Raw genomic sequence first — 21,054 nt, 5'->3', positions numbered from 1 at the left:
GCCGTTCAGTTGCGGTATAGCACCTTAATGATGTGGTAGCCGAAACGGGTCTTGACCGGGCCGATGGGGGTCAGCAGCGGGCTGCTGAAGACGGCGCGGTCAAACTCGGGCACCATGCTCCCTTGACGAAATTCACCGAGATCGCCCCCCTGGCGTTTCGAGGGGCAGCGCGAATGGCGGCGCGCTAGCGTCTGGAAGTTGGCGCCTCGGCGCAATTTTTGCAGTAGTGCCTCGGCCTCAGCCTGGCTGTCGACCAGAATATGCAGCGCGGCGGCGCTTCGGGCCATGGTAACTCCTTACTCTTTACTCTACGCGTGGCGATGCGCCTGGCGGCATATCGCCCCCGGCGGCGAAAGATGCCAGTGTACGGTGGCTGGCATGGTCAGGCAATGCGCCTCCTGCACCGGGGGCGTTTTTTTTCTGTTAGCGCTTTCTGTTACAATCGCGCTGCCCCTCGATGTCATCATTAGCAGGTATATCATCATGCGCTTAAATCCCGGTCAGCAGCAGGCCGTCGAATATGTTACCGGTCCTTGTCTGGTTCTCGCCGGTGCCGGCTCTGGTAAAACGCGCGTGATCACCAACAAGATCGCCCATCTGATCCGGGTGTGTGGTTATCCCGCGCGCCAGATCGCGGCCGTTACTTTTACCAATAAGGCCGCGCGCGAGATGAAGGAGCGTGTGGCGCAGACCCTGGGGCGCAAGGAGGCCCGCGGGCTGATGATCTCGACTTTCCATACCCTGGGATTGGAGATCATCAAGCGCGAATATAAGGCATTGGCAATGAAGCCCAACTTCTCGCTCTTTGATGATCAGGACCAACTGGCGCTGTTGACTGACTTGACTGAATGCTGGCTGGAGAAGGATAAGACCCAGCTGCAACAGCTGATTGCGACCATTTCCAATTGGAAAAATGATCTGATTGATCCGGCCCAGGCCGCCGCGTTGGCGCGTTCGCCGCGCGAACGACTGTTCGCCGACTGTTATGCGCTGTATGACGCTCAACTGAAGTCCTGTAACGTGCTCGATTTCGACGATCTGATCCTGTTGCCGACCTTGCTGTTGCGGCGTGATCAGGCGGTACGGGAGCGTTGGCAGCAGCGCATCCGCTATCTATTGGTCGATGAATACCAGGATACTAACACCAGCCAATACGAGTTAGTTAAGCTGTTGGTTGGTGGCCGCGCCCGTTTCACCGTGGTTGGTGATGATGACCAATCTATCTACTCTTGGCGCGGCGCGCGCCCGCAGAATCTGGTGTTATTGCAAGAGGACTTCCCTGCGTTGCGGGTGGTTAAGCTGGAGCAGAATTACCGCTCTTCGCAGCGTATCCTCAAGGCGGCCAATATTTTGATCGCCAATAATCCGCATGTATTTGAGAAAAGGCTATTTTCTGAGCTCGGCTATGGGGAGCCGCTCAAGGTGATCACCGCCAACAACGAGGATCACGAAGCGGAGCGGGTCGTTGGTGAACTGATCGCCCATCACTTTATCAATAAGACTGCCTACAGCGATTACGCAATCCTCTATCGCGGTAACCATCAATCGCGGGTATTCGAAAAGATGCTGATGCAAAACCGCATCCCCTATAAGATTTCCGGCGGAACCTCGTTTTTCTCCCGGGCGGAGATTAAGGATCTGCTCTCCTATCTGCGGGTGCTGACCAATCCAGACGATGACAGCGCCTTCCTGCGCATCGTTAATACTCCCCGGCGTGAGATCGGTCCGGCGACCTTACAGAAGTTGGGAGAGTGGGCCAATCAGCGCGGGATCAGTCTGTTCCGTGCCAGCTTCGACGTCGGTCTGGAACAGACGTTGAAAGGGCGTAGCCTAGAGGCACTGCAACGCTTCACTCATTGGATGGCGGAGATCGCTGCGTTGTGCGAACGCGACGCCACGGCGGCGGTACGCGATCTGATCCATGGCATCGATTACGAAAGCTGGCTGTTTGAGACCTCGGCCAGCCCGCGGGCAGCCGAGATGCGCATGAAGAATGTCAATCAGCTATTCGGCTGGATGACGGAGATGTTGCAGGGTAGCGATCTGGATGAACCGATGACCCTGACGCAAGTGGTCAACCGTTTTACCCTGCGTGACATGATGGAGCGTGGTGAGTCCGAAGAGGAGGCCGATCAGGTGCAATTGATGACGCTACATGCCTCTAAAGGATTGGAGTTTCCCTATGTCTATCTGGTCGGCATGGAGGAAGGCCTACTGCCGCATCAGAGCAGCATCGATGAAGAGAATGTCGATGAGGAACGGCGTTTGGCCTACGTCGGCATCACCCGCGCCCAGAAGGAGTTGGTATTTACCCTGTGTCGTGAACGGCGTCAGTATGGGGAGTTGGTGCGTCCGGAGCCGAGCCGCTTCCTGCTGGAGTTACCGCAAGATGATCTCGTTTGGGAGAGTGCGCGTAAGGTGGTGAGCCCCGAGGAGCGGATGCAACGTGGGCAGTCGCATTTAGCTAATCTGAAAGCGCAGTTGGCGCGCGCGAAGTCATCCTAATCCGGGAATAATTAGGGCGCCCGTCGGGCGCCCATGGCTTACTGGGTCAGCGTTTCCGCGATCGTCAGTGGCCAGTGGACATACCCCTGCCACAGGCTTTCCTGCTGTAGGCTTTCGGCACGTAGCGGATGCTCGGCCAGCCAGCCTGAGGGCAGTGTAAGCCGCAACGCCTCATCCGCCGACAGACCGATCTGTGGCGCGGGCAGTGTGCCATCGTTGCGCTGACTGGCGAAGATGATCGCCAGGCGTAACAGACGGCATAACCGTTGGGCGATGGGCAACGGCACGGCGTTTTGCTGACCGAACAGGGCCAGATTGAGCGGACCGCTTTGGTTAGCCAGTAGCGTCGACAACAACTTTTTCTGCGCCGGGGTGAAGCCCGGTAGATCCAGATGGCGCACCAGATAGGCGGCATGTTGCGCTGCTTGGCGCACATCGACGCTCAGCCCCAACTCATGCAGTAGACAGGCGGCATGCAGCAGTGACTTGGCGCAATTGTCCAGCGGCCATACCCCATCCAGCGCTTGAGCGAGGCGCTCGGCCAACAGCCAGACTCGTTCGGCTTGGCGCTCGTCGATCTGGAAGCGGCGTTGGATGTTATGCAAGGTTCGGGTGCGTACGTCGCTATCGATCGGCAGGGCCAGCATGCCGTAGACCAATCCCTCGCGCAGGGCGCCACCGGAGAGGGTCATGCTATCGATGTTCAACGCTTCGAACAGGGCGATCAGGATAGCTAAACCGCTGGGGAACACCAAGGCGCGCTCCAGGGTGAGTCCCTCGATTTCCAGTTCCTCTAACTTGCCACACTCAATGGCCCGATCACGCAGTTGGCACAGCTTGTCTAGGGTGATGCGCTCATCCATCCCCTGGGCGACCATGATCTCTTGCAATGCTTGCACTGTGCCGGAGGCACCGACACACGCTTGCCAGCCATGGCGCAACAACGTATCGCGCACCGGAACGATCATGGCATGTGCTGCCTCACCAGCACGGGCGAAGTTCTCTCGCGTCAGATGCCGATCGCTAAAGTAACGCTCCAACCAGGTGACACAGCCCATTTGCAAGCTAAAGAGCACATCGGCCTTGGCGCCTTCACCACACGCCAATTCGGTGCTGCCGCCACCGATATCGACCACCAGACGTTGCCGCGCTCCACCGGTGGTGTGCGCGACGCCCTGATAAATCAGCCGTGCCTCTTCTTCGCCGCTGATGATACGCACCGGCCTGCCGAGGATCGTCTGCGCCTGTGCGACGAAGACGTCGGCATTGCGCGCGATGCGTAGCGTGGCCGTCGCGACTACGCGGATGTGATCGACCGGAATATCCTGGAGGCGCTCGGCGAACAGGCGTAGGCATTGCCAGCCACGCTGCATGGCTTCTAGCGACAGATCATTGTCGGCGTTTAACCCGGCAGCCAGACGCACCTTACGTTTGATACGTGTCAGGGTCTGGATTCCGCCCGCCATCTCACGCACCACCAGCATATGAAAGCTGTTGGAACCCAAGTCGATGGCGGCGTACAACGAGGCACAGTTGCCCATTTTGATTAACCCGTACGCTTACGGTTAGGGCGCGGAGCGCCATTGCCTCGACGTGGCGCGCCCGGACGACGCGCGCCGCCAGCGTTACGGCTACGGCTTAGACGCTTCGGTGCCGGCAGATCCGTGAGCAGAGCCTCGCTATTGTATTTACTGACCGGGATGGAGTGACCGATATAGTTCTCGATGGCCGGCAGGTTCAATACGTACTCTTCGCAGGCCAGGCTGATGGAGTTACCGCTGGCACCCGCACGCCCGGTACGGCCGATGCGATGCACATAGTCTTCGCAGTCATCCGGGAGATCGTAGTTAAATACATGGGTCACGGCCGGAATATGTAGACCACGGGCGGCGACGTCGGTAGCCACCAGGATGTCAATGTGTCCCTTGGTGAAGTCATCCAGGATACGCAGACGCTTCTTTTGCGGTACATCGCCGGTCAACAGGCCGACACGGTGACCGTCGGCGGCCAGATGGCCCCAGATGTCCTCACAACGGTGTTTAGTGTTGGCGAAAATGATACAACGATCCGGCCACTCTTCTTCCAATAGGGTTTGCAGCAGACGCATCTTCTCTTCGTTGGAGGGATAGAACAGCTCTTCTTTAATACGATGGCCGGTCTTTTGCTCCGGTTCGACCTCGACGTATTCGGCATTATTCATGTGCTCGAACGCCAACTCACGTACCCGGTAAGAGAGCGTTGCCGAGAATAGCATGTTGAGACGCTGTGCCGCCGGCGGCATGCGGCGGAATAGCCAACGGATATCTTTAATAAAGCCCAGATCGAACATCCGGTCGGCTTCATCGAGCACCACGACCTGGATGGCTGCGAGATCGACGTGACCTTGCTTGGCGTAGTCGATCAGACGACCGGTGGTACCGATCAGAATATCAACGCCTTGTTCGAGCACCTTTAGTTGTTTGTCGTAGCCATCGCCACCGTAGGCCAGTCCCAGGCGTAGGCCGGTCTCCCGTGCCAACGGCTCGGCATCGGAGTGGATCTGGACGGCCAGTTCGCGTGTCGGCGCCATGATCAGCGCGCGTGGCTGATTGGTTTTGCGCTCGGCAATAGCCGGATGAGTCAGGAGATAATGAAAAGTAGACGCTAAAAATGCTAGCGTCTTGCCGGTGCCGGTTTGCGCCTGTCCCGCGACATCACGCCCGGCAATCGCCAGGGGCAATGCCAGTGCCTGAATAGGCGTGCAGCTGTGAAACCCTTTAGATTCAAGGGCTTTGACCACCATCGGGTGCAGGGCGAAGTCGGCAAACTTCTGTTCAGTCAAGTGTGTTTTGCTCATAATGGCGTAGAATAACAGTTAACCTCATCTTCACGAAAGTATTGCTTTACGAAAGCGTATCCGTTGAAATAAAGTCAACCCTTTGTTGGGGGAAGTAGGCTATTACTATAACCAACAAGGCAGACTTAATCCTGTGGAGTAGAACATGAGCGATAAAATTGTTCACCTGAGCGACAGTGGCTTCGAGGCTGATGTACTGAAGGCAGAAGGTCCGATTCTGGTTGATTTTTGGGCTGAATGGTGCGGTCCGTGCAAGATGATTGCTCCGATCCTGGATGAAATCGCAACTGAGTATGCGGGTAAACTGACCATTGCTAAACTGAATATCGATGAGAACCCGGCGACTGCGCCGAAGTACGGCATTCGCGGTATTCCGACCCTGCTGTTGTTCAAAGATGGCGCGGTTGCGGCCACTAAAGTGGGCGCTCTGTCGAAGACTCAACTGAAAGAGTTCCTGGACGCTAACCTGTAAGGTTGGTCGTCATTTGTGATGGCGTCCGGCGGTTAATGGATTCTTGCTGTTGACCGCTAGACGTCTGCTCATAAGCGTGTTAAGTTTAACCACGCTGCCAGTCAGTACTTACCTGTAGTTTGAATCATCTGGTTTGAACCAAAAGTTAGAATCTAAGTTTTACTCTGTTTGAAACCTCTGTATCACAAGCGTTTTTCCTAATTGGTGAGGCTGCGCTATCGGGTCAAACGTGTAAATCAGCAAGTTAAAACATAGGTTTTAAATCGTTAACGCCTCTTTTCGTCCCCTCAGCGAGAATCGTCCGCTGGATCTATTGCGCCGTTAGTCGTCATGGGGCAGGGGGAGGGAAAGTTCGCAAACAGGCATGGGTGACCCTGTCATACCATTCACTATACAGTTCGAGATACACCCCGAGTTTAAAGAACCCACCACTATGAATCTTACCGAATTAAAGAATACGCCAGTTTCTGAATTGATTACGCTTGGCGAGAGCATGGGGCTGGAAAACCTGGCGCGCATGCGGAAACAGGATATTATCTTTGCCATCCTTAAGCAGCATGCCAAAAGTGGCGAAGATATTTTTGGCGATGGTGTGCTGGAGATCCTCCAGGATGGATTTGGTTTTCTCCGCTCCGCAGACAGCTCCTACCTTGCCGGTCCCGATGATATCTACGTTTCTCCTAGCCAAATCCGTCGTTTTAACCTCCGTACAGGCGATACCATTTCCGGTAAAATTCGCCCGCCGAAAGAGGGCGAGCGTTATTTTGCCTTGCTGAAGGTTAACGAAGTTAACTATGACAAGCCGGAGAATGCTCGCAGCAAGATCCTGTTTGAAAACTTGACGCCGTTACATGCCAATTCTCGTCTGCGTATGGAGCGTGGTAACGGTTCTACCGAAGACCTGACCGCACGCGTGCTGGATCTGGCCTCGCCGATCGGCCGGGGTCAGCGTGGTTTGATCGTGGCTCCGCCGAAAGCCGGTAAGACCATGTTGCTGCAAAACATCGCCCAAAGCATCGCTTACAATCACCCAGATTGTGTACTGATGGTGTTGTTGATCGATGAACGTCCGGAAGAAGTGACCGAGATGCAGCGTCTGGTGAAAGGGGAAGTCGTCGCTTCGACTTTCGATGAGCCGGCCTCGCGTCACGTGCAAGTAGCCGAGATGGTGATCGAGAAGGCGAAGCGTCTGGTCGAGCACAAGAAAGACGTTATCATCCTGTTGGATTCCATCACCCGCTTGGCGCGAGCCTATAACACGGTGGTTCCGGCTTCCGGTAAGGTCTTGACTGGTGGTGTGGATGCCAACGCCCTACATCGTCCGAAGCGTTTCTTCGGTGCGGCGCGTAACGTTGAAGAGGGCGGTAGTCTGACCATCATCGCCACGGCGTTGATCGATACTGGCTCCAAGATGGATGAGGTGATCTATGAAGAGTTTAAGGGCACCGGTAACATGGAGTTGCATCTGTCACGTAAGATTGCGGAAAAACGCGTCTTCCCGGCGATCGATTACAACCGCTCCGGTACGCGTAAGGAAGAGCTGCTGACTACGCCGGAAGAGCTGCAAAAGATGTGGATCCTGCGTAAGATTATTCACCCGATGGGTGAGATCGACGCAATGGAGTTCCTAATCAATAAGTTAGCGATGACAAAAACCAATGATGAATTCTTCGATATGATGAAGCGCTCTTAATTATTGCGCTATCAACTCGGGAAGACGACGCCACGTTAGTAATAACGTGGCGTTTTTTTCGTTGAGCGGATAGGATTAGCCAAATAGGTTGTGGCACAAAATGTGTGAGAATGAAGCGTGCGGTGAGTCTATGCCGATCGAGCACCGATAACGTTCAGCTCAGCGGTAGGGGTGCGCCTTTATCACGGGATTGACCGGCACATTGCGTCGAGGTACTGGTGTTGTTACAAGGATATCGCCGCTGGGTGTCGTTGTGGTGATCAGACAGAGAGCAGTTAACTGTGAATTTACTCACTCTGAGTAGTAAGCTTTTCTTTATCTTCCTATTTTCAATGGTCTTTTTGTTCCTTGCCCGCAAGGTGGCCAAGCGGATAGGTTTGGTGGATAAACCCAATTATCGTAAGCGGCATCAGGGATTGATACCGTTGGTAGGGGGGATTTCGGTGTACGCAGGGATCGGTTTTACCTTTCTGGCTTTTCGGCCTGATATTCCCCACGCCAATCTCTATTTGATCTGTGCTGGGATATTAGTGCTAGTCGGCGCACTGGACGATCGGTTCGATATCAGCGTGAAGTTTCGTGCTACGGTACAGGCGTTGATCGCCATCGCCATGATGGCTGGCGCCGGTTTGTATCTACGTAGTCTGGGGGCAGTCTTGGGGCCTTGGGAGCTGATTCTCGGGCCGTTCGGCTACCTGGTGACACTATTCGCGGTATGGGCGGCGATCAACGCCTTCAATATGGTGGATGGTATCGATGGCCTACTCGGTGGTCTTTCCTGTGTCACCTTTGCTGCCATGGGGATCCTGTTGCTGTGGGATGGACAGCACGACTTAGCATTGTGGTGCTTCGCTATCATCGCCGCTATCTTGCCTTATATTCTCTTGAACCTCGGGGTTTTCGGTCGGCGCTTCAAAGTGTTCATGGGCGATGCCGGCAGTACCCTGATCGGGTTTACGGTGATCTGGATCCTATTGCAGAGCACCCAGGAGCGCGGGCATCCGATGAATCCGGTGACGGCGTTATGGGTGATTGCGATTCCCTTGATGGACATGATCGCCATCATGTATCGGCGTTTGCGCAAGGGGATGAGTCCGTTCTCGCCCGATCGACAACATATTCACCATCTGATCATGCGGGCAGGATTCACCTCGCGTCAGGCCTTCGTCTTGATCACCCTCGCCGCTGCCTTACTGGCCGCCATCGGGGTGATGGGAGAATATTGGCTGCCGGAATATGTCATGATGGCACTCTTCTTGCTTGCTTTTTTCCTGTACGGCTACTGTATCAAACGCGCCTGGCGAGTGGCACGACTGGTGAAACGAATCAAACGCCGCTGGCGCCGTAAATCGGCAAGTTTGCATGTGTAACGGCCCATGCCGGCCATAAAGGGAAAATCGATGGTAAGTCAACGACCGATGTCAGTAGAGAATGAACTGGATATTCGGGGATTGTGTCGCGCACTATGGCGCGGCAAGTCATGGATTGTAGGGATGGCGGTGTTGTGCGCCGTGTTAGCGCTCGGGGTATCCCTATTGATGCCGCAGAAGTGGAGCGCGACGGCGATCACCGCGAGCCCGACGATCAACACGCTAGGCGGCTACTATTCGCAACAGCAGTTTCTACGCAATCTGGCTCAACTGAGTGCGCCTAATGGTGGGGCGGCCGAGAGCAGCATCGCCGATGAGGCCTATGGTGAGTTCATTACCCAGTTGGCCTCCTATGATACGCGGCGGGAGTTCTGGCTGCGTAGCCCATATTACCAGGAGCATAAAGAGGGGAGTGCGCGTGCCGATGCGGCCTTGCTGGACGAACTGATTAACCAGATCGTCTTCACGCCGGGAGAGGCGGCGAAGAGAACGCCGGATAGCATTCGCCTCACTGCCGATAGCTCCGCGCAGGCTAACCAGTTGCTACGTCAATATGTGGCGTTTGCTGCCAAGCGTGCCCGCACTAATCTGGACGCCGCGCTACAGGGGGCCTGGGCCGCGCGGACTGTATCGATGAAGGCACAGGTGAAGCGCCAGGAAGAGGTGGCTCAGGCGATCTATCAGCGTGAGCTGGCCGGCCTGGAGCAGGGATTGAAGATTGCCGCTCAGCAGGGGATCACTCGTAATCAGGCCGATGCCACGCGGGCGACTTTGCCTGACTCCGAGCTGTTCATGCTGGGTCAGCCGATGTTGCGTGCCCGTCTCGCGGCGTTGCGTGCCGTCGGTCCCTCTTATGATATCGATTACGACCGTAATCGGGCGATGCTCAATACCTTGAATGTCGGGCCGGTTGTCGATGCGACTTTCCAACCCTACCGTTATCTGCGCACGCCGGAGGAGCCGGTGAGGCGTGATAGCCCGCGGCGGATCTTTATTCTGGTGATGTGGGGGGCCCTCGGTGCGTTGGTCGGTGCCGGCGTTGCATTGGTTCGTCGTCCCCGTCATGGATGATCGACGTTAGCGCTTAACAGGGAATGAGCCGCTTCCTGGTTGTCTGCCGGGAGCGGCAGCAACGAAAGAAGAATGATACAGTGAAAGTGTTAACTGTCTTTGGCACGCGCCCTGAGGCGATCAAAATGGCGCCGTTAGTGCAAGCACTCGCTGCCGATGCCGCGTTTGAGGCGCGCGTCTGTGTCACCGCCCAGCATCGGGAAATGCTGGATCAGGTGCTGAGTTTGTTTCAGATTACCCCCGACTATGATTTGAATATCATGCAACCGGGGCAGGATTTGAGTGATATCACTTGCCGCATTCTCAGCGGTCTCAAACCCGTATTAGCCGACTTCCGTCCCGATCTGGTGATGGTGCATGGTGATACCACTACGACGCTAGCAACCAGCCTAGCGGCCTTTTACCAACGTATCCCTGTCGCCCATGTGGAGGCGGGGCTGCGTACCGGTAATCTCTATTCCCCTTGGCCTGAGGAGGCCAACCGTACGCTGACCGGCCATCTGGCGCGTTTTCACTTCGCGCCGACGCCGACGGCTCGCGCGAATCTGATGCGTGAAGGGATCGCGGCGCAGCATATTCATTTGACGGGGAACAGTGTGGTCGACGCCCTGTTATGGGTACGCGATAAGATCCGAAGCGATGTGGCTTTACAGGCGCGTCTGGAGGCGCACTACCCCTTCCTGGAGGCACATCGGCCGTTGCTGTTGGTGACTGGCCATCGTCGGGAGAGTTTCGGCGGCGGTTTCGAGCGGATTTGTACGGCCTTGGCGCAGATTGCGCGTAGTCATCCACAGTTACAGGTGGTGTATCCCGTGCACCTGAATCCTAACGTTAGCGAGCCAGTCAATCGTATTTTGCGCGATATCGCTAACGTCTTTTTGATCCCACCGCAGGATTACCTGCCCTTCGTCTATTTGATGGAGCGCGCTCGACTGATCCTTACGGACTCGGGTGGCATTCAGGAGGAGGCCCCCTCGTTGGGTAAGCCAGTGTTGGTGATGCGCGATACCACCGAACGACCAGAAGCCGTCGCGGCAGGGACGGTGCGTCTAGTGGGGACGGATGCGATGACGATAGTCACACAGGTTAATCAGCTGCTGAATGATGAGCAGCAATATCGGGCGATGAGCCATGCCACCAATCCCTACGGCGATGGACACGCCTGCCAGCGTATTTTGGACGCATTAAAAAATTATCGGGCAACACTATGAGTTTTAATACTATCTCCGTTATTGGCCTGGGTTATATTGGTTTACCGACGGCGGTGGCATTTGCCGGCTGTCAGAAGCAGGTGATTGGTGTCGACGTTAATCAGCACGCGGTCGAGACGATCAACCGTGGTGAGATCCATATCGTTGAGCCCGATCTGGATCGGGCGGTAAAACGGGCGGTGGAGGGCGGATTCCTGCGTGCGGTGATGCGCCCCGAGCCTGCCGATGCCTTTTTGATCGCCGTCCCGACCCCGTTTAAGGGGGAGCATGAGCCCGATCTGTGTTACGTCGAGGCGGCGGCACGTTCGATTGCACCGGTACTGAAGCGTGGCGATCTGGTGATCCTTGAGTCGACCTCACCGGTCGGCACCACCGAGCAGATGTGCGTCTGGTTAGCCGAGTGTCGTCCGGATCTGCGTTTTCCTCACCAGGCCGGCGAACAGGCTGACATCCGTGTCGCTTACTGTCCCGAACGGGTGCTGCCGGGCAAGATCATGCTGGAACTGTTGCGTAATGACCGGGTGATCGGCGGCATGACACCGACCTGTTCGGCACAGGCTAGCGAGCTCTATAAGCTGTTTCTCGAAGGCGAATGTGTGGAGACCAACGCGCGTACCGCAGAGATGTGCAAATTGACCGAAAACAGTTTTCGTGACGTCAATATCGCCTTCGCCAATGAACTGTCCCTGATTTGCGATGCCCAAGGGATCGATGTCTGGCAGTTGATCGCGCTGGCGAATCGTCATCCGCGCGTCAATATTCTGCAACCGGGGCCGGGCGTTGGCGGTCACTGCATCGCCGTCGATCCGTGGTTTATTGTGGCGCAAAACCCACAGTTGGCGCGCTTGATCCATACGGCGCGTCTGGTGAATGACGGTAAACCCTTGTGGGTGGTTGATCGGGTTAAGGCGGCGTTAGCCGATTGCCTGGCTGCCGAGGATAAACGCGCCTCGGAGGCGACCATCGCCTGCTTCGGCCTGGCCTTCAAGCCGGATATCGATGATCTCCGCGAAAGTCCGGCGATGGAGATCGCCGAGATGGTGGCGCACTGGCACAGTGGTCGCACCTTGGTAGTGGAGCCGAATATTCAGCAGTTGCCAGCCCGTCTGGCGGGGCTGGCGCAGTTGGTGGATAGTGGCACGGCGTTAGCCCAGGCTGATGTGGTGGTGTTGCTGGTGGATCATCAACCGTTTCGTGCGTTGGCACCGCAGGCGGTGCGTCAGCGCTTCGTGGTTGATACCAAGGGGGTATGGCGGTGAGACGCATTCTAGTCACTGGCGGTGCCGGTTTCATCGGCTCCGCCGTGGTGCGCCACATCATCGGGCAGACGACCGATAGCGTGGTGGTGGTCGATAAGTTGACCTATGCCGGTAATCTAGCTTCGCTGGCACCGGTGGCGAAAAGCGATCGTTATGCCTTCGAGCGCGCCGATATCGGCGATCGCGTGGCGATGGATCGGATCCTGGCCCATTATCAGCCGAATGCAATCATGCACCTGGCCGCCGAGAGCCACGTCGATCGCTCGATCGACGGGCCCGCAGCCTTTATTCAGACCAATATCGTGGGGACCTATACCCTGTTGGAGGCGGCACGAGCCTATTGGAGTGCGCTGTCTACCGCACAGCGCGCGGCCTTCCGCTTTCACCATATTTCGACCGATGAGGTGTATGGTGATCTGTCAGGGCCGCAGGATTTGTTTCGTGAAGATACGCCTTACGCACCGAGCAGTCCCTATTCTGCCTCGAAAGCCTCCAGCGATCACTTGGTGCGAGCCTGGTTGCGCACCTACGGCTTACCGGTGCTGGTGACCAACTGCTCTAACAATTACGGCCCCTATCATTTCCCCGAAAAGTTGATTCCATTAACCATTATCAACGCGCTGGCTGGCAAGCCGCTGCCTGTGTATGGCAACGGCTTACAGGTGCGCGACTGGTTGTATGTCGAGGATCACGCTCGCGCCCTGTACCGTGTCGTGACGGCGGGAGCGGTGGGCGAGACTTATAACATCGGTGGGCATAACGAGCGGCGTAATATCGACGTGGTGACGACGTTGTGCGCGCTGTTGCAAGAGATGATGCCGCAGATGCCTGCGGGCGTGGCACATTACGCCGATCTGATCACCTATGTGGCGGATCGCCCCGGGCACGATCTGCGTTACGCGATCGATGCCAGTAAGATCGAGCGCGAGTTAGGTTGGCGTCCTCAGGAGACTTTCGAGAGCGGCCTGCGTAAGACTGTGGCGTGGTATCTGGCGAACGTCCCCTGGTGGCGTGCCGTGATGGATGGCTCCTATGCCGGAGAGCGGCTGGGGCTAGCTTGAGATTCCCACGCGCCGCCGTGGTGTCGGTGGGTGTGCTCGCACGCGAAGAGAAGGATCACGCATGAAAGGTATTATTTTGGCGGGAGGGTCGGGAACTCGCCTCTATCCCATAACGCGCGGCGTCTCCAAGCAGTTGCTGCCGATCTACGATAAGCCGATGATCTATTATCCGTTGTCGGTGCTGATGCTCGCGGGGATCCGGGAGATCCTGCTGATCAGCACCCCGCAGGATCTCCCGGCGTTTCAACGTCTGTTAGGGGACGGCCGCGATTTTGGTATTCAGTTGCAGTATGCCGAACAACCGCGTCCGGAGGGATTGGCGCAAGCCTTCTTGATCGGCGAGTCGTTTCTGGCTGGCGACAGCTGCTGCCTGGTCTTGGGGGACAACATCTTCTTTGGCCAGGGGTTCAGTCCCAAGCTACGCCAGGTGGCGCAGCGTCGGCAGGGGGCGACGGTGTTCGGCTACCAGGTGATGGATCCCGAACGTTTCGGCGTGGTCGAGTTCGACGAGAATTTCCGCGCACGCTCCATCGAAGAAAAGCCGGTTCAGCCACGCTCCAATTGGGCGGTGACCGGGCTGTATTTCTACGATGCTCAGGTGGTGGAGTTTGCCCGCCAGGTGACGCCGTCGCCGCGCGGCGAGCTGGAGATCACCAGCATTAATCAAATGTATTTGCAACGCGATGCGCTTAGTGTCGAGTTGTTGGGGCGTGGCTTCGCTTGGCTGGATACGGGGACCCATGACAGCCTGCTGGAGGCCAGCGCTTTCGTACAAACGGTGGAGAAGCGTCAGGGATTCAAAATCGCCTGCCTGGAAGAGATCGCCTGGCGTAATGGCTGGTTGGATGATCATGGGGTGGCGCGTGCCGCCGAGTCATTGGCTAAGACCGCCTATGGCGCCTACCTGCGGGAGTTGCTGCATGTCCGTCCACGCCAGTATTGAGCCGCTGGCGTGGGAGAGCGCCTTCTTCGCCCTACACAGTGGTCGGTTGCGTTTCTGCGATCAGGCGCCGCCGTTGCAAGCGGCGGCGTGCGACGCCTACCAACTGGTGCAGGCTAAGGTGCCTGCCGACGATCTGGCGTGCTGCGATGCGTTGTATGCCCTGGGGTTTCGTCTGGCGGAGGGCGAGGTGGATTTTGTGCTGCCGGTACAGGCCGCATCGCCATCTGGCGGGCAACGTCCGGCACGGGTCGAAGATTGCCTGTGGCTGCGTGCCCTGGCACGTGAAGCCTTCGCTTTAAGCCGCTTTCGTGCCCCTTGGTATCATCCGCAGGATAGCGGTCGCTTTTACGCCGAATGGGTGGAGAAGGCGGTGTATGGCACCTTTGACCATGCATGCTTGTTAGCGCTGGATGACGCGGGTTCTCCGCAGGGGTTCGTGACGATGCGAGCGCTGGCGACGGGCGCTGCCCGCATCGGCTTACTGGCAGTGGCGCGTTCGGCGGCACGGCGTGGCGTCGGGCGGCGCCTGGTGGCACAGGCGCAGGCCTGGTGTCAGACGCAGCAGTTGTCGCACCTGTCTGTCGCAACCCAGATCGGCAATCTGGCGGCGCAACGTCTCTATCTTGGCTGCGGTGCGCGTTTGGACGCGACCGCCTATTGGTTGTACCGATAACTTTCTCTAGGTGAACACAATGATCCCATTTAATGCGCCTCCGGTCACCGGTAGCGAGTCCGATTATATGCAGGCGGCGATGGCCAGCGGTAAGTTGTGCGGCGATGGTGGTTTCACCCGCCGCTGTCAGCAGTGGATGGAGCAGCGCTTTGCGAGCGCTAAGGTGTTGTTGACCCCTTCTTGCACCGCCTCGTTAGAGATGGCTGCGCTGCTGTTGGACATCCAGCCCGGTGATGAGGTGATCATGCCGAGCTTCACCTTCGTGTCGACGGCCAATGCCTTTGTACTGCGTGGCGCGCGTATTGTCTTCGTCGACATCCGCCCAGATACGATGAACATCGATGAGACGCTGATCGAAGCGGCGATCACCGAGAAGACCCGAGCTATCGTTCCGGTTCACTACGCGGGTGTTGCCTGCGAGATGGATACCATCATGGCGTTGGCGCAGAAGTATGGCTTGTATGTAGTCGAAGATGCGGCGCAGGGGGTGATGGCGACCTATAAGGGGCGGGCGCTAGGAACCATCGGCCATATCGGCTGTTATAGTTTCCATGAAACCAAGAATTATACCGCTGGCGGCGAAGGTGGGGCGACGCTGATCAACGATGTGGCACTGATCGAGCGGGCAGAGATCATTCGTGAGAAGGGCACCAACCGTAGCCAGTTTTTCCGTGGTCAGGTAGATAAGTACACTTGGCGCGATATCGGCTCCAGCTACCTGATGTCTGATTTGCAGGCCGCTTACTTGTGGGCGCAGTTGGAAGTTGCCGAACGCATTAATCAGCGTCGCTTGCAGCTCTGGCAGCACTACCATGACGCTTTGGCGCCGTTGGCCGAGGCGGGACGGTTGACACTGCCGACCATCCCGGCAGCATGCCAGCATAACGCGCATATGTTCTACCTCAAGCTGCGTGACGAAGCGCAACGCGGCGCGTTGATCGATTTCCTCAAAGAGGCGGAGATCATGGCTGTATTCCACTATATCCCCTTGCATAGCAGCCCGGGCGGAGTCCGTTTCGGTCGCTTCGCCGGTGAGGATCGTTATACCACGCGTGAGAGCGAGCGCTTAGTCCGTCTGCCGTTGTTCTATAACCTGCCGGATGTCAACCAGCGTACAGTTATCAACAGCATACTGAGCTTCTTTCGCTGATGTCACTGGCTCGCGCATCGTTGTGGACCGCCGGTTCGACGCTGATCAAGATCGGCGCCGGATTGGTGGTGGTTAAGCTATTAGCCGTGGCTTTCGGCCCAGTTGGCGTTGGGCAAGCGGCTAACTTTCGTCAAGTGATCACTGTTCTGGGCGTCTTGTCCGGCGCCGGAATCTTTAACGGGATCACCAAGTATGTGGCGGAGTATCGCCAGCAATCCGACAAGCTCCAGCCGCTGTTGGGTACCGCCTCGACGATGATCCTCGTATTTTCCCTGTTGTTAGCGGTGATCTTTGTAGTGGCAGCAGGGCCAATCAGTGAGGCGTTGTTCGGTGACAGACGTTACCTGGCGGTGATCCGCCTGGTGGCCCTGCTCCAGATGGGGATAGCTGGCAGCAACTATGCCTTGGCGGTGATCAAGGGGTATCGCGATGCGTGCGGTAATGCGCTGGCGGTAGCGGGGGGCAGCCTGCTTGGGGTCGCCGCCTACGCGTTGAGTTATCTGCTCGGCGGCTATCGCGGGGCACTAGCCGGGTTGGCGTTGGTGCCCGCAGTCGCTATGCTGCCGGCCCTATGGGTGCTGTGGCAGCGACGCCATCTCCCCTGGCACTATTTCCGGCCTGCCTGGGATCGGGTGTTAGCGACGAGTCTAGGTAAGTTTACTCTGATGGCGCTAATGACGGCGGTGACCATGCCGGTGGCCTATGTCATGATGCGTAACCAGTTGGCGGCACAGTATGGATGGCAGGCGGTCGGGCTATGGCAAGGGGTGAGTGGGATCTCCGACGCCTACCTTCAGTTCATTACCGCTTCGTTTAGCGTCTACTTGTTGCCGACGTTGGCTAGCTTACATAGCCGCCAGGCGATTGGCCACGAGATTGGACGCGCGCTGTGTTTTGTTTTGCCGGCCGTCGCTGCCGTTAGTTTCACCGTTTGGTTGCTGCGTGATCTGGTGATCTGGCTGCTGCTATCCGGTCAGTTCAGCGCCATGCGTGATCTGTTCGCCTGGCAACTGGTCGGTGATGTGTTTAAGGTCGGTGCCTATGTGTTCGGCTACCTGGTAATCGCCAAGGCCTCGCTGCGCTTTTACCTGCTGTGTGAGCTCAGCCAGTTTTTGCTGTTGACGGTATTCTCGCGGCTATTGATTCCGTTGCATGGGGCGCTGGGCGCCGCACAGGCCTATATGGCGACCTATATTATTTATTTCCTGCTATGTGGCAGCGTATTCTGGATTTATCGTAAACGCGCATGACGACATTGATTCACGTACTCGGGGCGGATATTCCCCACCATAATCTGACGCTGTTGCGTTTCTTTAACGAGGTGCTGGCTACAGCATCGTGCGCTGCCCCGCGTCGGCGTTTTATGGTGGTGGCTCGTGACGCCACGCCATTCGTGGAATTGACACGCTTGTCGATCGAGATCTGGCCCGACAAGCGTGCACTCGCGCGGGCTTTGGTCGCGCGAGCTGGTGCGGATCGTACACAGCGCTTCTTCTTACACGGTCAGTTTAATCCCTGGTTATGGTTGGCGTTGTTGACGGGCAGATTGCAGGGACAACAGGTGCTGTGGCATGTGTGGGGCGCAGACCTGTATGAGGATGCCACTGGGTGGAAATATCGCATATTTTACCGTCTGCGCCGTCTGGTACAGGGACGGGTGGGGCATCTCTTCGCTACTCTGGGTGATCTGGCGTATTATCGCCAGCGTTACCCACAGGTACCCGCATCGCCGCTCTATTTCCCCACGCGTATGGATCCGGCATTGACCCGTCCTGCGGGTACGCAACGCACGCCGCGTGGATCTTTGACGGTGTTGCTGGGAAATTCGGGCGATCATAGCAACCGCCATCTGGTAGCGTTACGTTCGCTACATGCCGCCTTCGGCGAGCGGATCCGGGTGATCATCCCGTTGGGCTACCCGGCACATAACCAGGAATATGTGGGACAGGTGTGCGCCGAGGCGCAGCGGCTGTTCGGTGCCAATGCGATGCCTCTAACCTCTCCGTTGGCTTTCACCGATTACTTGGCGTTGTTGGCGAATTGTGATCTGGGCTATTTCCTCTTCGAACGGCAGCAGGGCATCGGTACGTTGTGTCTGTTGTTGCAGCAGGGCATCCCGGTGGTGTTGAGTCGGAATAACCCCTTCTGGCGTGATCTGGCCGACCAGCATTTACCACTGTTGTTCGACGGCGAGGCGCTGGATGAGGCGGCGGTACGAGCGGCACAACATCAGCTGGCCCAATGTGACTTGCAACGTGTCGCCTTTTTTAATCCTAACTATATCGAGGGCTGGCAACAGGCGCTGGCGCTGGGGGAGCGCCCATGACGCTGATGCAGTTTACCGGCTTGGCGCTGGTCTACTTCTTCTCACTGCTGTTCGTCGCATTTTTAACCTACCAGGAGTTTCGGCGGGTACGTTTTAATTTTAACGTATTCTTTTCTCTGCTCTTTCTACTAACGTTTTACTTCGGCTTTCCATTGACCTGTGTGTTGGTGTTCCGTTTCGAGGTACAAACGGTGGCGACCGAGGATCTGTTGTATGCGTTGCTTTCAGCGACGGCTTTCTATGCCATTTACTACGTCAGCTACAAGACGCGCCTATGCCCCGTCGCGTCGGCACCAGGGCGACACGTCTCTTGGTTGCAGGTTAACCGGGTCGAGGCGCAACTGACCTGGTTGCTGCTGGCATTAGTCGCGTTGGTGACGGTTACTATCTTCTTCCTCAACAATGGTTTTCTGTTGTTCAAGCTACACGCCTATAGCCAGATCTTTTCCAGTAGCGTTTCCGGTGTGGCCTTGAAGCGCTTCTTTTACTTTTTCATCCCGGCGATGTTGGTGGTCTACTTTCTGCGGCAAACGCCGCGTGCCTGGTTTTTTTTCCTGGCGAGTACCGTGGTTTTTGGCCTATTGACCTATGTCATCGTTGGTGGGACACGTGCCAATATCATTATCGCTTTCGCCTTGTTCCTCTTTATTGGTATTCAGCGCGGTTGGATCACCCTGTGGATGTTGGCGCTGGCTGGCGTCATCGGGGTGGTGGGAATGTTCTGGCTGGCGTTGAAGCGCTATGGATTGGCCGTGAGCGGCGATGAGGCGTTGTATACGTTCTTGTACCTGACGCGCGATACCTTCTCCCCGTGGGAGAACTTGGCGCTGTTACTCCAGCACTATAGTCAGATTGATTTTCAGGGACTGGCGCCGATCGCCCGTGATTTCTATGTCTTCATTCCTAGCTGGTTGTGGCCGGATCGTCCCCATCTGGTACTGAATAGCGCCAATTACTTTACCTGGCAGGTGTTGGATAACCATTCCGGGTTGGCCATCTCACCGACGCTGATCGGCTCGCTGGTAGTGATGGGTGGCGTGGCGTTTATTCCCTTGGGGGCGGTAGCGGTCGGGCTGATCATCAAGTGGTTCGATTGGTTGTACGCCCGCGGATGCGCGGAGGCGAACCGCTATCGTGCGGCGGTGATCCAGGCATTTTGTTTCGGCGCGGTGTTCAACATCATTGTGCTGGCGCGTGAGGGGTTAGATGCCTTTGTCTCGCGTGTGGTGTTTTTCTGTATCATTTTTGGCTGCTGCCTGTTGTTGGCTAAGCTGTTGTATTGGTTATTTGATGTGGCCGGATTGATCCGCCCGCGTAGGCCAACTGCGGGGAGGGAAAACGCTGCCGTTAAGGAAAAAAACGATGGAGAGTAATCAGGCGATTCCGCATTACGACATCCGCGGGATCGATATCTGGGGATTTCGCGACAGTGAGCAGTTTCTACAACACTTGTTTGCCGGGGAGCGAGTGCGGACGGGGACGCTGGTGGCGATCAATGCCGAGAAGGTGATCACCGCCGAGCAGGATACGGCGCTTCGGACGTTGATCGCGGCGGCGGAGTACAAGTATGCCGATGGTATCAGCATTGTACGCGCGATACGCCGTAAGTACCCGGCGGCGCAGGTCAATCGTATTGCAGGAGCCGATCTGTGGGAGGCTCTGATGCAGCGCGCCGGCGCGTTGGGCGTACCGGTGTTTCTGATCGGAGGCCAGCCCGATGTGTTGGCGCAGACCGAAGAGAAGCTGCGCCGCCAGTGGGGGGTGAATATCGTCGGCTCACAGGATGGTTATTTTGGCGCTTCGCAGCGTGAGGCGCTGTTTGCACGCATCCGTGCCAGTGGGGCGCAAATCGTGACCGTGGCGATGGGGTCGCCGCGCCAGGAGATCGTGATGCGTGATTGCCGGGTCCATTATCCCCAGGCGTTATATATGGGGGTAGGAGGAACTTACGATGTCTTTACCGGGCGGGTTCGCCGCGCGCCGCTGCTGTGGCGCCGTCTGGGAGTAGAGTGGCTGTATCGTCTGCTCGCCCAACCCACGCGTTGGCGCCGTCAGGTTAAATTGCTGCGCTTCGTCGCCTACTACTACCGTGGTAAGCTCTAATAGGTCGTAGCCGTTGACGCATGGTACTGTGAGTTCGAGGTGGCGTGTGTCTTTTTGCGGCAGAATGGGCAAACTGTAACCAAACGCGTTTTTTCTGCAAAAAAGCACTGGACAGGATCGTCTGAAGCCCGTAGTATCCACCCCCGCAACGGCGCTGAGCGCCCGTAGCTCAGCTGGATAGAGCGCTGCCCTCCGGAGGCAGAGGTCTCAGGTTCGAATCCTGTCGGGCGCGCCATTATCGCTTACGGCGCAAGAGCTGCGGTGGTATCATTACCGCGTTAGAAGTACATTGGTGGCTATAGCTCAGTTGGTAGAGCCCTGGATTGTGATTCCAGTTGTCGTGGGTTCGAGTCCCATTAGCCACCCCAGATTTAAGTGGCA

18 protein-coding genes and 2 tRNA genes are annotated in these 21,054 nt (G+C 56.9%); 17 read left to right on the top strand and 3 right to left on the bottom strand.

The window, feature by feature from the left end:
* Window positions 1-5 precede the first annotated feature (5 nt).
* Entirely contained in the window at window positions 6-287 is a 282-nt protein-coding gene (ppiC, locus tag EHO01S_RS12005; RefSeq protein WP_024524180.1) for a peptidylprolyl isomerase PpiC, read from the bottom strand.
* Window positions 288-483: 196 nt separating this feature from the next.
* On the opposite strand from ppiC, the gene rep reads away from it, so the two are divergent.
* A complete protein-coding gene (rep, locus tag EHO01S_RS12000; RefSeq protein ID WP_024524179.1) occupies window positions 484-2,505 on the top strand; it encodes a DNA helicase Rep in 2,022 nt (673 codons plus the stop codon).
* A 38-nt stretch (window positions 2,506-2,543) separates the two neighbouring features.
* Here the strand turns inward: rep and gppA are convergent, their stop codons facing one another.
* Together gppA and rhlB are read right to left on the bottom strand one after the other, a co-directional pair.
* Window positions 2,544-4,046 carry a guanosine-5'-triphosphate,3'-diphosphate diphosphatase gene (gene gppA, locus EHO01S_RS11995; RefSeq protein ID WP_024524178.1) on the bottom strand — a complete coding sequence of 501 codons (1,503 nt, stop codon included), beginning with the start codon at window positions 4,044-4,046 and terminating at the stop codon, window positions 2,544-2,546.
* A gap of 5 nt (window positions 4,047-4,051) precedes the next feature.
* Complete coding sequence (gene rhlB / locus EHO01S_RS11990) at window positions 4,052-5,341, bottom strand: ATP-dependent RNA helicase RhlB (protein ID WP_024524177.1); 1,290 nt, start codon at window positions 5,339-5,341, stop codon at window positions 4,052-4,054.
* Between the two features lie 145 nt (window positions 5,342-5,486).
* On the opposite strand from rhlB, the gene trxA reads away from it, so the two are divergent.
* The 16 genes from trxA to EHO01S_RS11910 all read left to right on the top strand — a co-directional run bounded on the left by trxA (window position 5,487) and on the right by EHO01S_RS11910 (window position 21,041).
* On the top strand, window positions 5,487-5,813 hold the full coding sequence (trxA, locus tag EHO01S_RS11985) for a thioredoxin TrxA (RefSeq protein ID WP_024524176.1): 327 nt from the start codon (window positions 5,487-5,489) through the stop codon (window positions 5,811-5,813).
* Window positions 5,814-6,246: 433 nt separating this feature from the next.
* On the top strand, window positions 6,247-7,506 hold the full coding sequence (rho, locus tag EHO01S_RS11980; RefSeq protein WP_005297111.1) for a transcription termination factor Rho: 1,260 nt from the start codon (window positions 6,247-6,249) through the stop codon (window positions 7,504-7,506).
* A 281-nt stretch (window positions 7,507-7,787) separates the two neighbouring features.
* Window positions 7,788-8,876, top strand: coding sequence for a UDP-N-acetylglucosamine--undecaprenyl-phosphate N-acetylglucosaminephosphotransferase (gene wecA / locus EHO01S_RS11975; RefSeq protein ID WP_024524175.1), 1,089 nt, complete (start codon window positions 7,788-7,790; stop codon window positions 8,874-8,876).
* Window positions 8,877-8,906: 30 nt separating this feature from the next.
* Window positions 8,907-9,947: an ECA polysaccharide chain length modulation protein gene (gene wzzE / locus EHO01S_RS11970; protein WP_024524174.1), complete on the top strand. Its 1,041-nt coding sequence runs from the start codon at window positions 8,907-8,909 to the stop codon at window positions 9,945-9,947.
* Window positions 9,948-10,027: 80 nt separating this feature from the next.
* On the top strand, window positions 10,028-11,158 hold the full coding sequence (gene wecB, locus EHO01S_RS11965; RefSeq protein WP_024524173.1) for a non-hydrolyzing UDP-N-acetylglucosamine 2-epimerase: 1,131 nt from the start codon (window positions 10,028-10,030) through the stop codon (window positions 11,156-11,158).
* On the top strand, window positions 11,155-12,417 hold the full coding sequence (gene wecC, locus EHO01S_RS11960; RefSeq protein WP_024524172.1) for a UDP-N-acetyl-D-mannosamine dehydrogenase: 1,263 nt from the start codon (window positions 11,155-11,157) through the stop codon (window positions 12,415-12,417). Before wecB ends, wecC begins: the two co-directional genes overlap by 4 nt.
* Entirely contained in the window at window positions 12,414-13,478 is a 1,065-nt protein-coding gene (rffG, locus tag EHO01S_RS11955) for a dTDP-glucose 4,6-dehydratase (RefSeq protein ID WP_024524171.1), read from the top strand. The genes wecC and rffG overlap by 4 nt, the downstream gene beginning before the upstream one ends.
* A 61-nt stretch (window positions 13,479-13,539) precedes the next feature.
* Complete coding sequence (gene rfbA, locus EHO01S_RS11950) at window positions 13,540-14,421, top strand: glucose-1-phosphate thymidylyltransferase RfbA (RefSeq protein ID WP_024524170.1); 882 nt, start codon at window positions 13,540-13,542, stop codon at window positions 14,419-14,421.
* Window positions 14,399-15,094 carry a dTDP-4-amino-4,6-dideoxy-D-galactose acyltransferase gene (rffC, locus tag EHO01S_RS11945; protein WP_024524169.1) on the top strand — a complete coding sequence of 232 codons (696 nt, stop codon included), beginning with the start codon at window positions 14,399-14,401 and terminating at the stop codon, window positions 15,092-15,094. The genes rfbA and rffC overlap by 23 nt, the downstream gene beginning before the upstream one ends.
* 19 nt (window positions 15,095-15,113) lie before the next feature.
* Window positions 15,114-16,244 carry a dTDP-4-amino-4,6-dideoxygalactose transaminase gene (gene rffA, locus EHO01S_RS11940; protein ID WP_024524168.1) on the top strand — a complete coding sequence of 377 codons (1,131 nt, stop codon included), beginning with the start codon at window positions 15,114-15,116 and terminating at the stop codon, window positions 16,242-16,244.
* Window positions 16,244-17,494, top strand: a complete 1,251-nt coding sequence (gene wzxE / locus EHO01S_RS11935; protein WP_024524167.1) for a lipid III flippase WzxE — start codon at window positions 16,244-16,246, stop codon at window positions 17,492-17,494. The genes rffA and wzxE overlap by 1 nt, the downstream gene beginning before the upstream one ends.
* Window positions 17,491-18,570, top strand: coding sequence for a TDP-N-acetylfucosamine:lipid II N-acetylfucosaminyltransferase (locus EHO01S_RS11930; RefSeq protein ID WP_024524166.1), 1,080 nt, complete (start codon window positions 17,491-17,493; stop codon window positions 18,568-18,570). Before wzxE ends, EHO01S_RS11930 begins: the two co-directional genes overlap by 4 nt.
* Entirely contained in the window at window positions 18,567-19,943 is a 1,377-nt protein-coding gene (gene wzyE, locus EHO01S_RS11925) for an ECA oligosaccharide polymerase (RefSeq protein WP_024524165.1), read from the top strand. The genes EHO01S_RS11930 and wzyE overlap by 4 nt, the downstream gene beginning before the upstream one ends.
* On the top strand, window positions 19,933-20,673 hold the full coding sequence (wecG, locus tag EHO01S_RS11920; protein WP_024524164.1) for a lipopolysaccharide N-acetylmannosaminouronosyltransferase: 741 nt from the start codon (window positions 19,933-19,935) through the stop codon (window positions 20,671-20,673). Before wzyE ends, wecG begins: the two co-directional genes overlap by 11 nt.
* A gap of 158 nt (window positions 20,674-20,831) precedes the next feature.
* Window positions 20,832-20,908: transfer RNA gene (locus tag EHO01S_RS11915), tRNA-Arg, on the top strand.
* Window positions 20,909-20,965: 57 nt separating this feature from the next.
* Window positions 20,966-21,041, top strand: a tRNA-His gene (locus tag EHO01S_RS11910).
* Window positions 21,042-21,054: the final 13 nt, after the last annotated feature.

The sequence above is a fragment of the Edwardsiella hoshinae NBRC 105699 = ATCC 33379 genome (genome assembly GCF_000474215.1).
In the GTDB taxonomy this organism is placed as follows: Bacteria; Pseudomonadota; Gammaproteobacteria; order Enterobacterales; family Enterobacteriaceae; genus Edwardsiella; species Edwardsiella hoshinae.
Note: the sequence above shows the minus strand (reverse complement) of the source record. Positions and strands in the feature narration are given on the sequence as shown.

What these genes read in the sequence shown, in the direction of transcription:
- wzzE (WP_024524174.1), top strand. Translation starts at nt 8,907, where the DNA reads ATGGTAAGTCAACGACCGATGTCAGTAGAGAATGAACTGGATATTCGG.
- gppA (WP_024524178.1), bottom strand. Translation starts at nt 4,046, where the DNA reads ATGGGCAACTGTGCCTCGTTGTACGCCGCCATCGACTTGGGTTCCAAC.
- rep (WP_024524179.1), top strand. Translation starts at nt 484, where the DNA reads ATGCGCTTAAATCCCGGTCAGCAGCAGGCCGTCGAATATGTTACCGGT.
- wzyE (WP_024524165.1), top strand. Translation starts at nt 18,567, where the DNA reads ATGACGCTGATGCAGTTTACCGGCTTGGCGCTGGTCTACTTCTTCTCA.
- rhlB (WP_024524177.1), bottom strand. Translation starts at nt 5,341, where the DNA reads ATGAGCAAAACACACTTGACTGAACAGAAGTTTGCCGACTTCGCCCTG.
- rho (WP_005297111.1), top strand. Translation starts at nt 6,247, where the DNA reads ATGAATCTTACCGAATTAAAGAATACGCCAGTTTCTGAATTGATTACG.
- rfbA (WP_024524170.1), top strand. Translation starts at nt 13,540, where the DNA reads ATGAAAGGTATTATTTTGGCGGGAGGGTCGGGAACTCGCCTCTATCCC.
- EHO01S_RS11930 (WP_024524166.1), top strand. Translation starts at nt 17,491, where the DNA reads ATGACGACATTGATTCACGTACTCGGGGCGGATATTCCCCACCATAAT.
- wecG (WP_024524164.1), top strand. Translation starts at nt 19,933, where the DNA reads ATGGAGAGTAATCAGGCGATTCCGCATTACGACATCCGCGGGATCGAT.
- trxA (WP_024524176.1), top strand. Translation starts at nt 5,487, where the DNA reads ATGAGCGATAAAATTGTTCACCTGAGCGACAGTGGCTTCGAGGCTGAT.
- wzxE (WP_024524167.1), top strand. Translation starts at nt 16,244, where the DNA reads ATGTCACTGGCTCGCGCATCGTTGTGGACCGCCGGTTCGACGCTGATC.
- rffA (WP_024524168.1), top strand. Translation starts at nt 15,114, where the DNA reads ATGATCCCATTTAATGCGCCTCCGGTCACCGGTAGCGAGTCCGATTAT.
- ppiC (WP_024524180.1), bottom strand. Translation starts at nt 287, where the DNA reads ATGGCCCGAAGCGCCGCCGCGCTGCATATTCTGGTCGACAGCCAGGCT.
- wecC (WP_024524172.1), top strand. Translation starts at nt 11,155, where the DNA reads ATGAGTTTTAATACTATCTCCGTTATTGGCCTGGGTTATATTGGTTTA.
- rffC (WP_024524169.1), top strand. Translation starts at nt 14,399, where the DNA reads ATGTCCGTCCACGCCAGTATTGAGCCGCTGGCGTGGGAGAGCGCCTTC.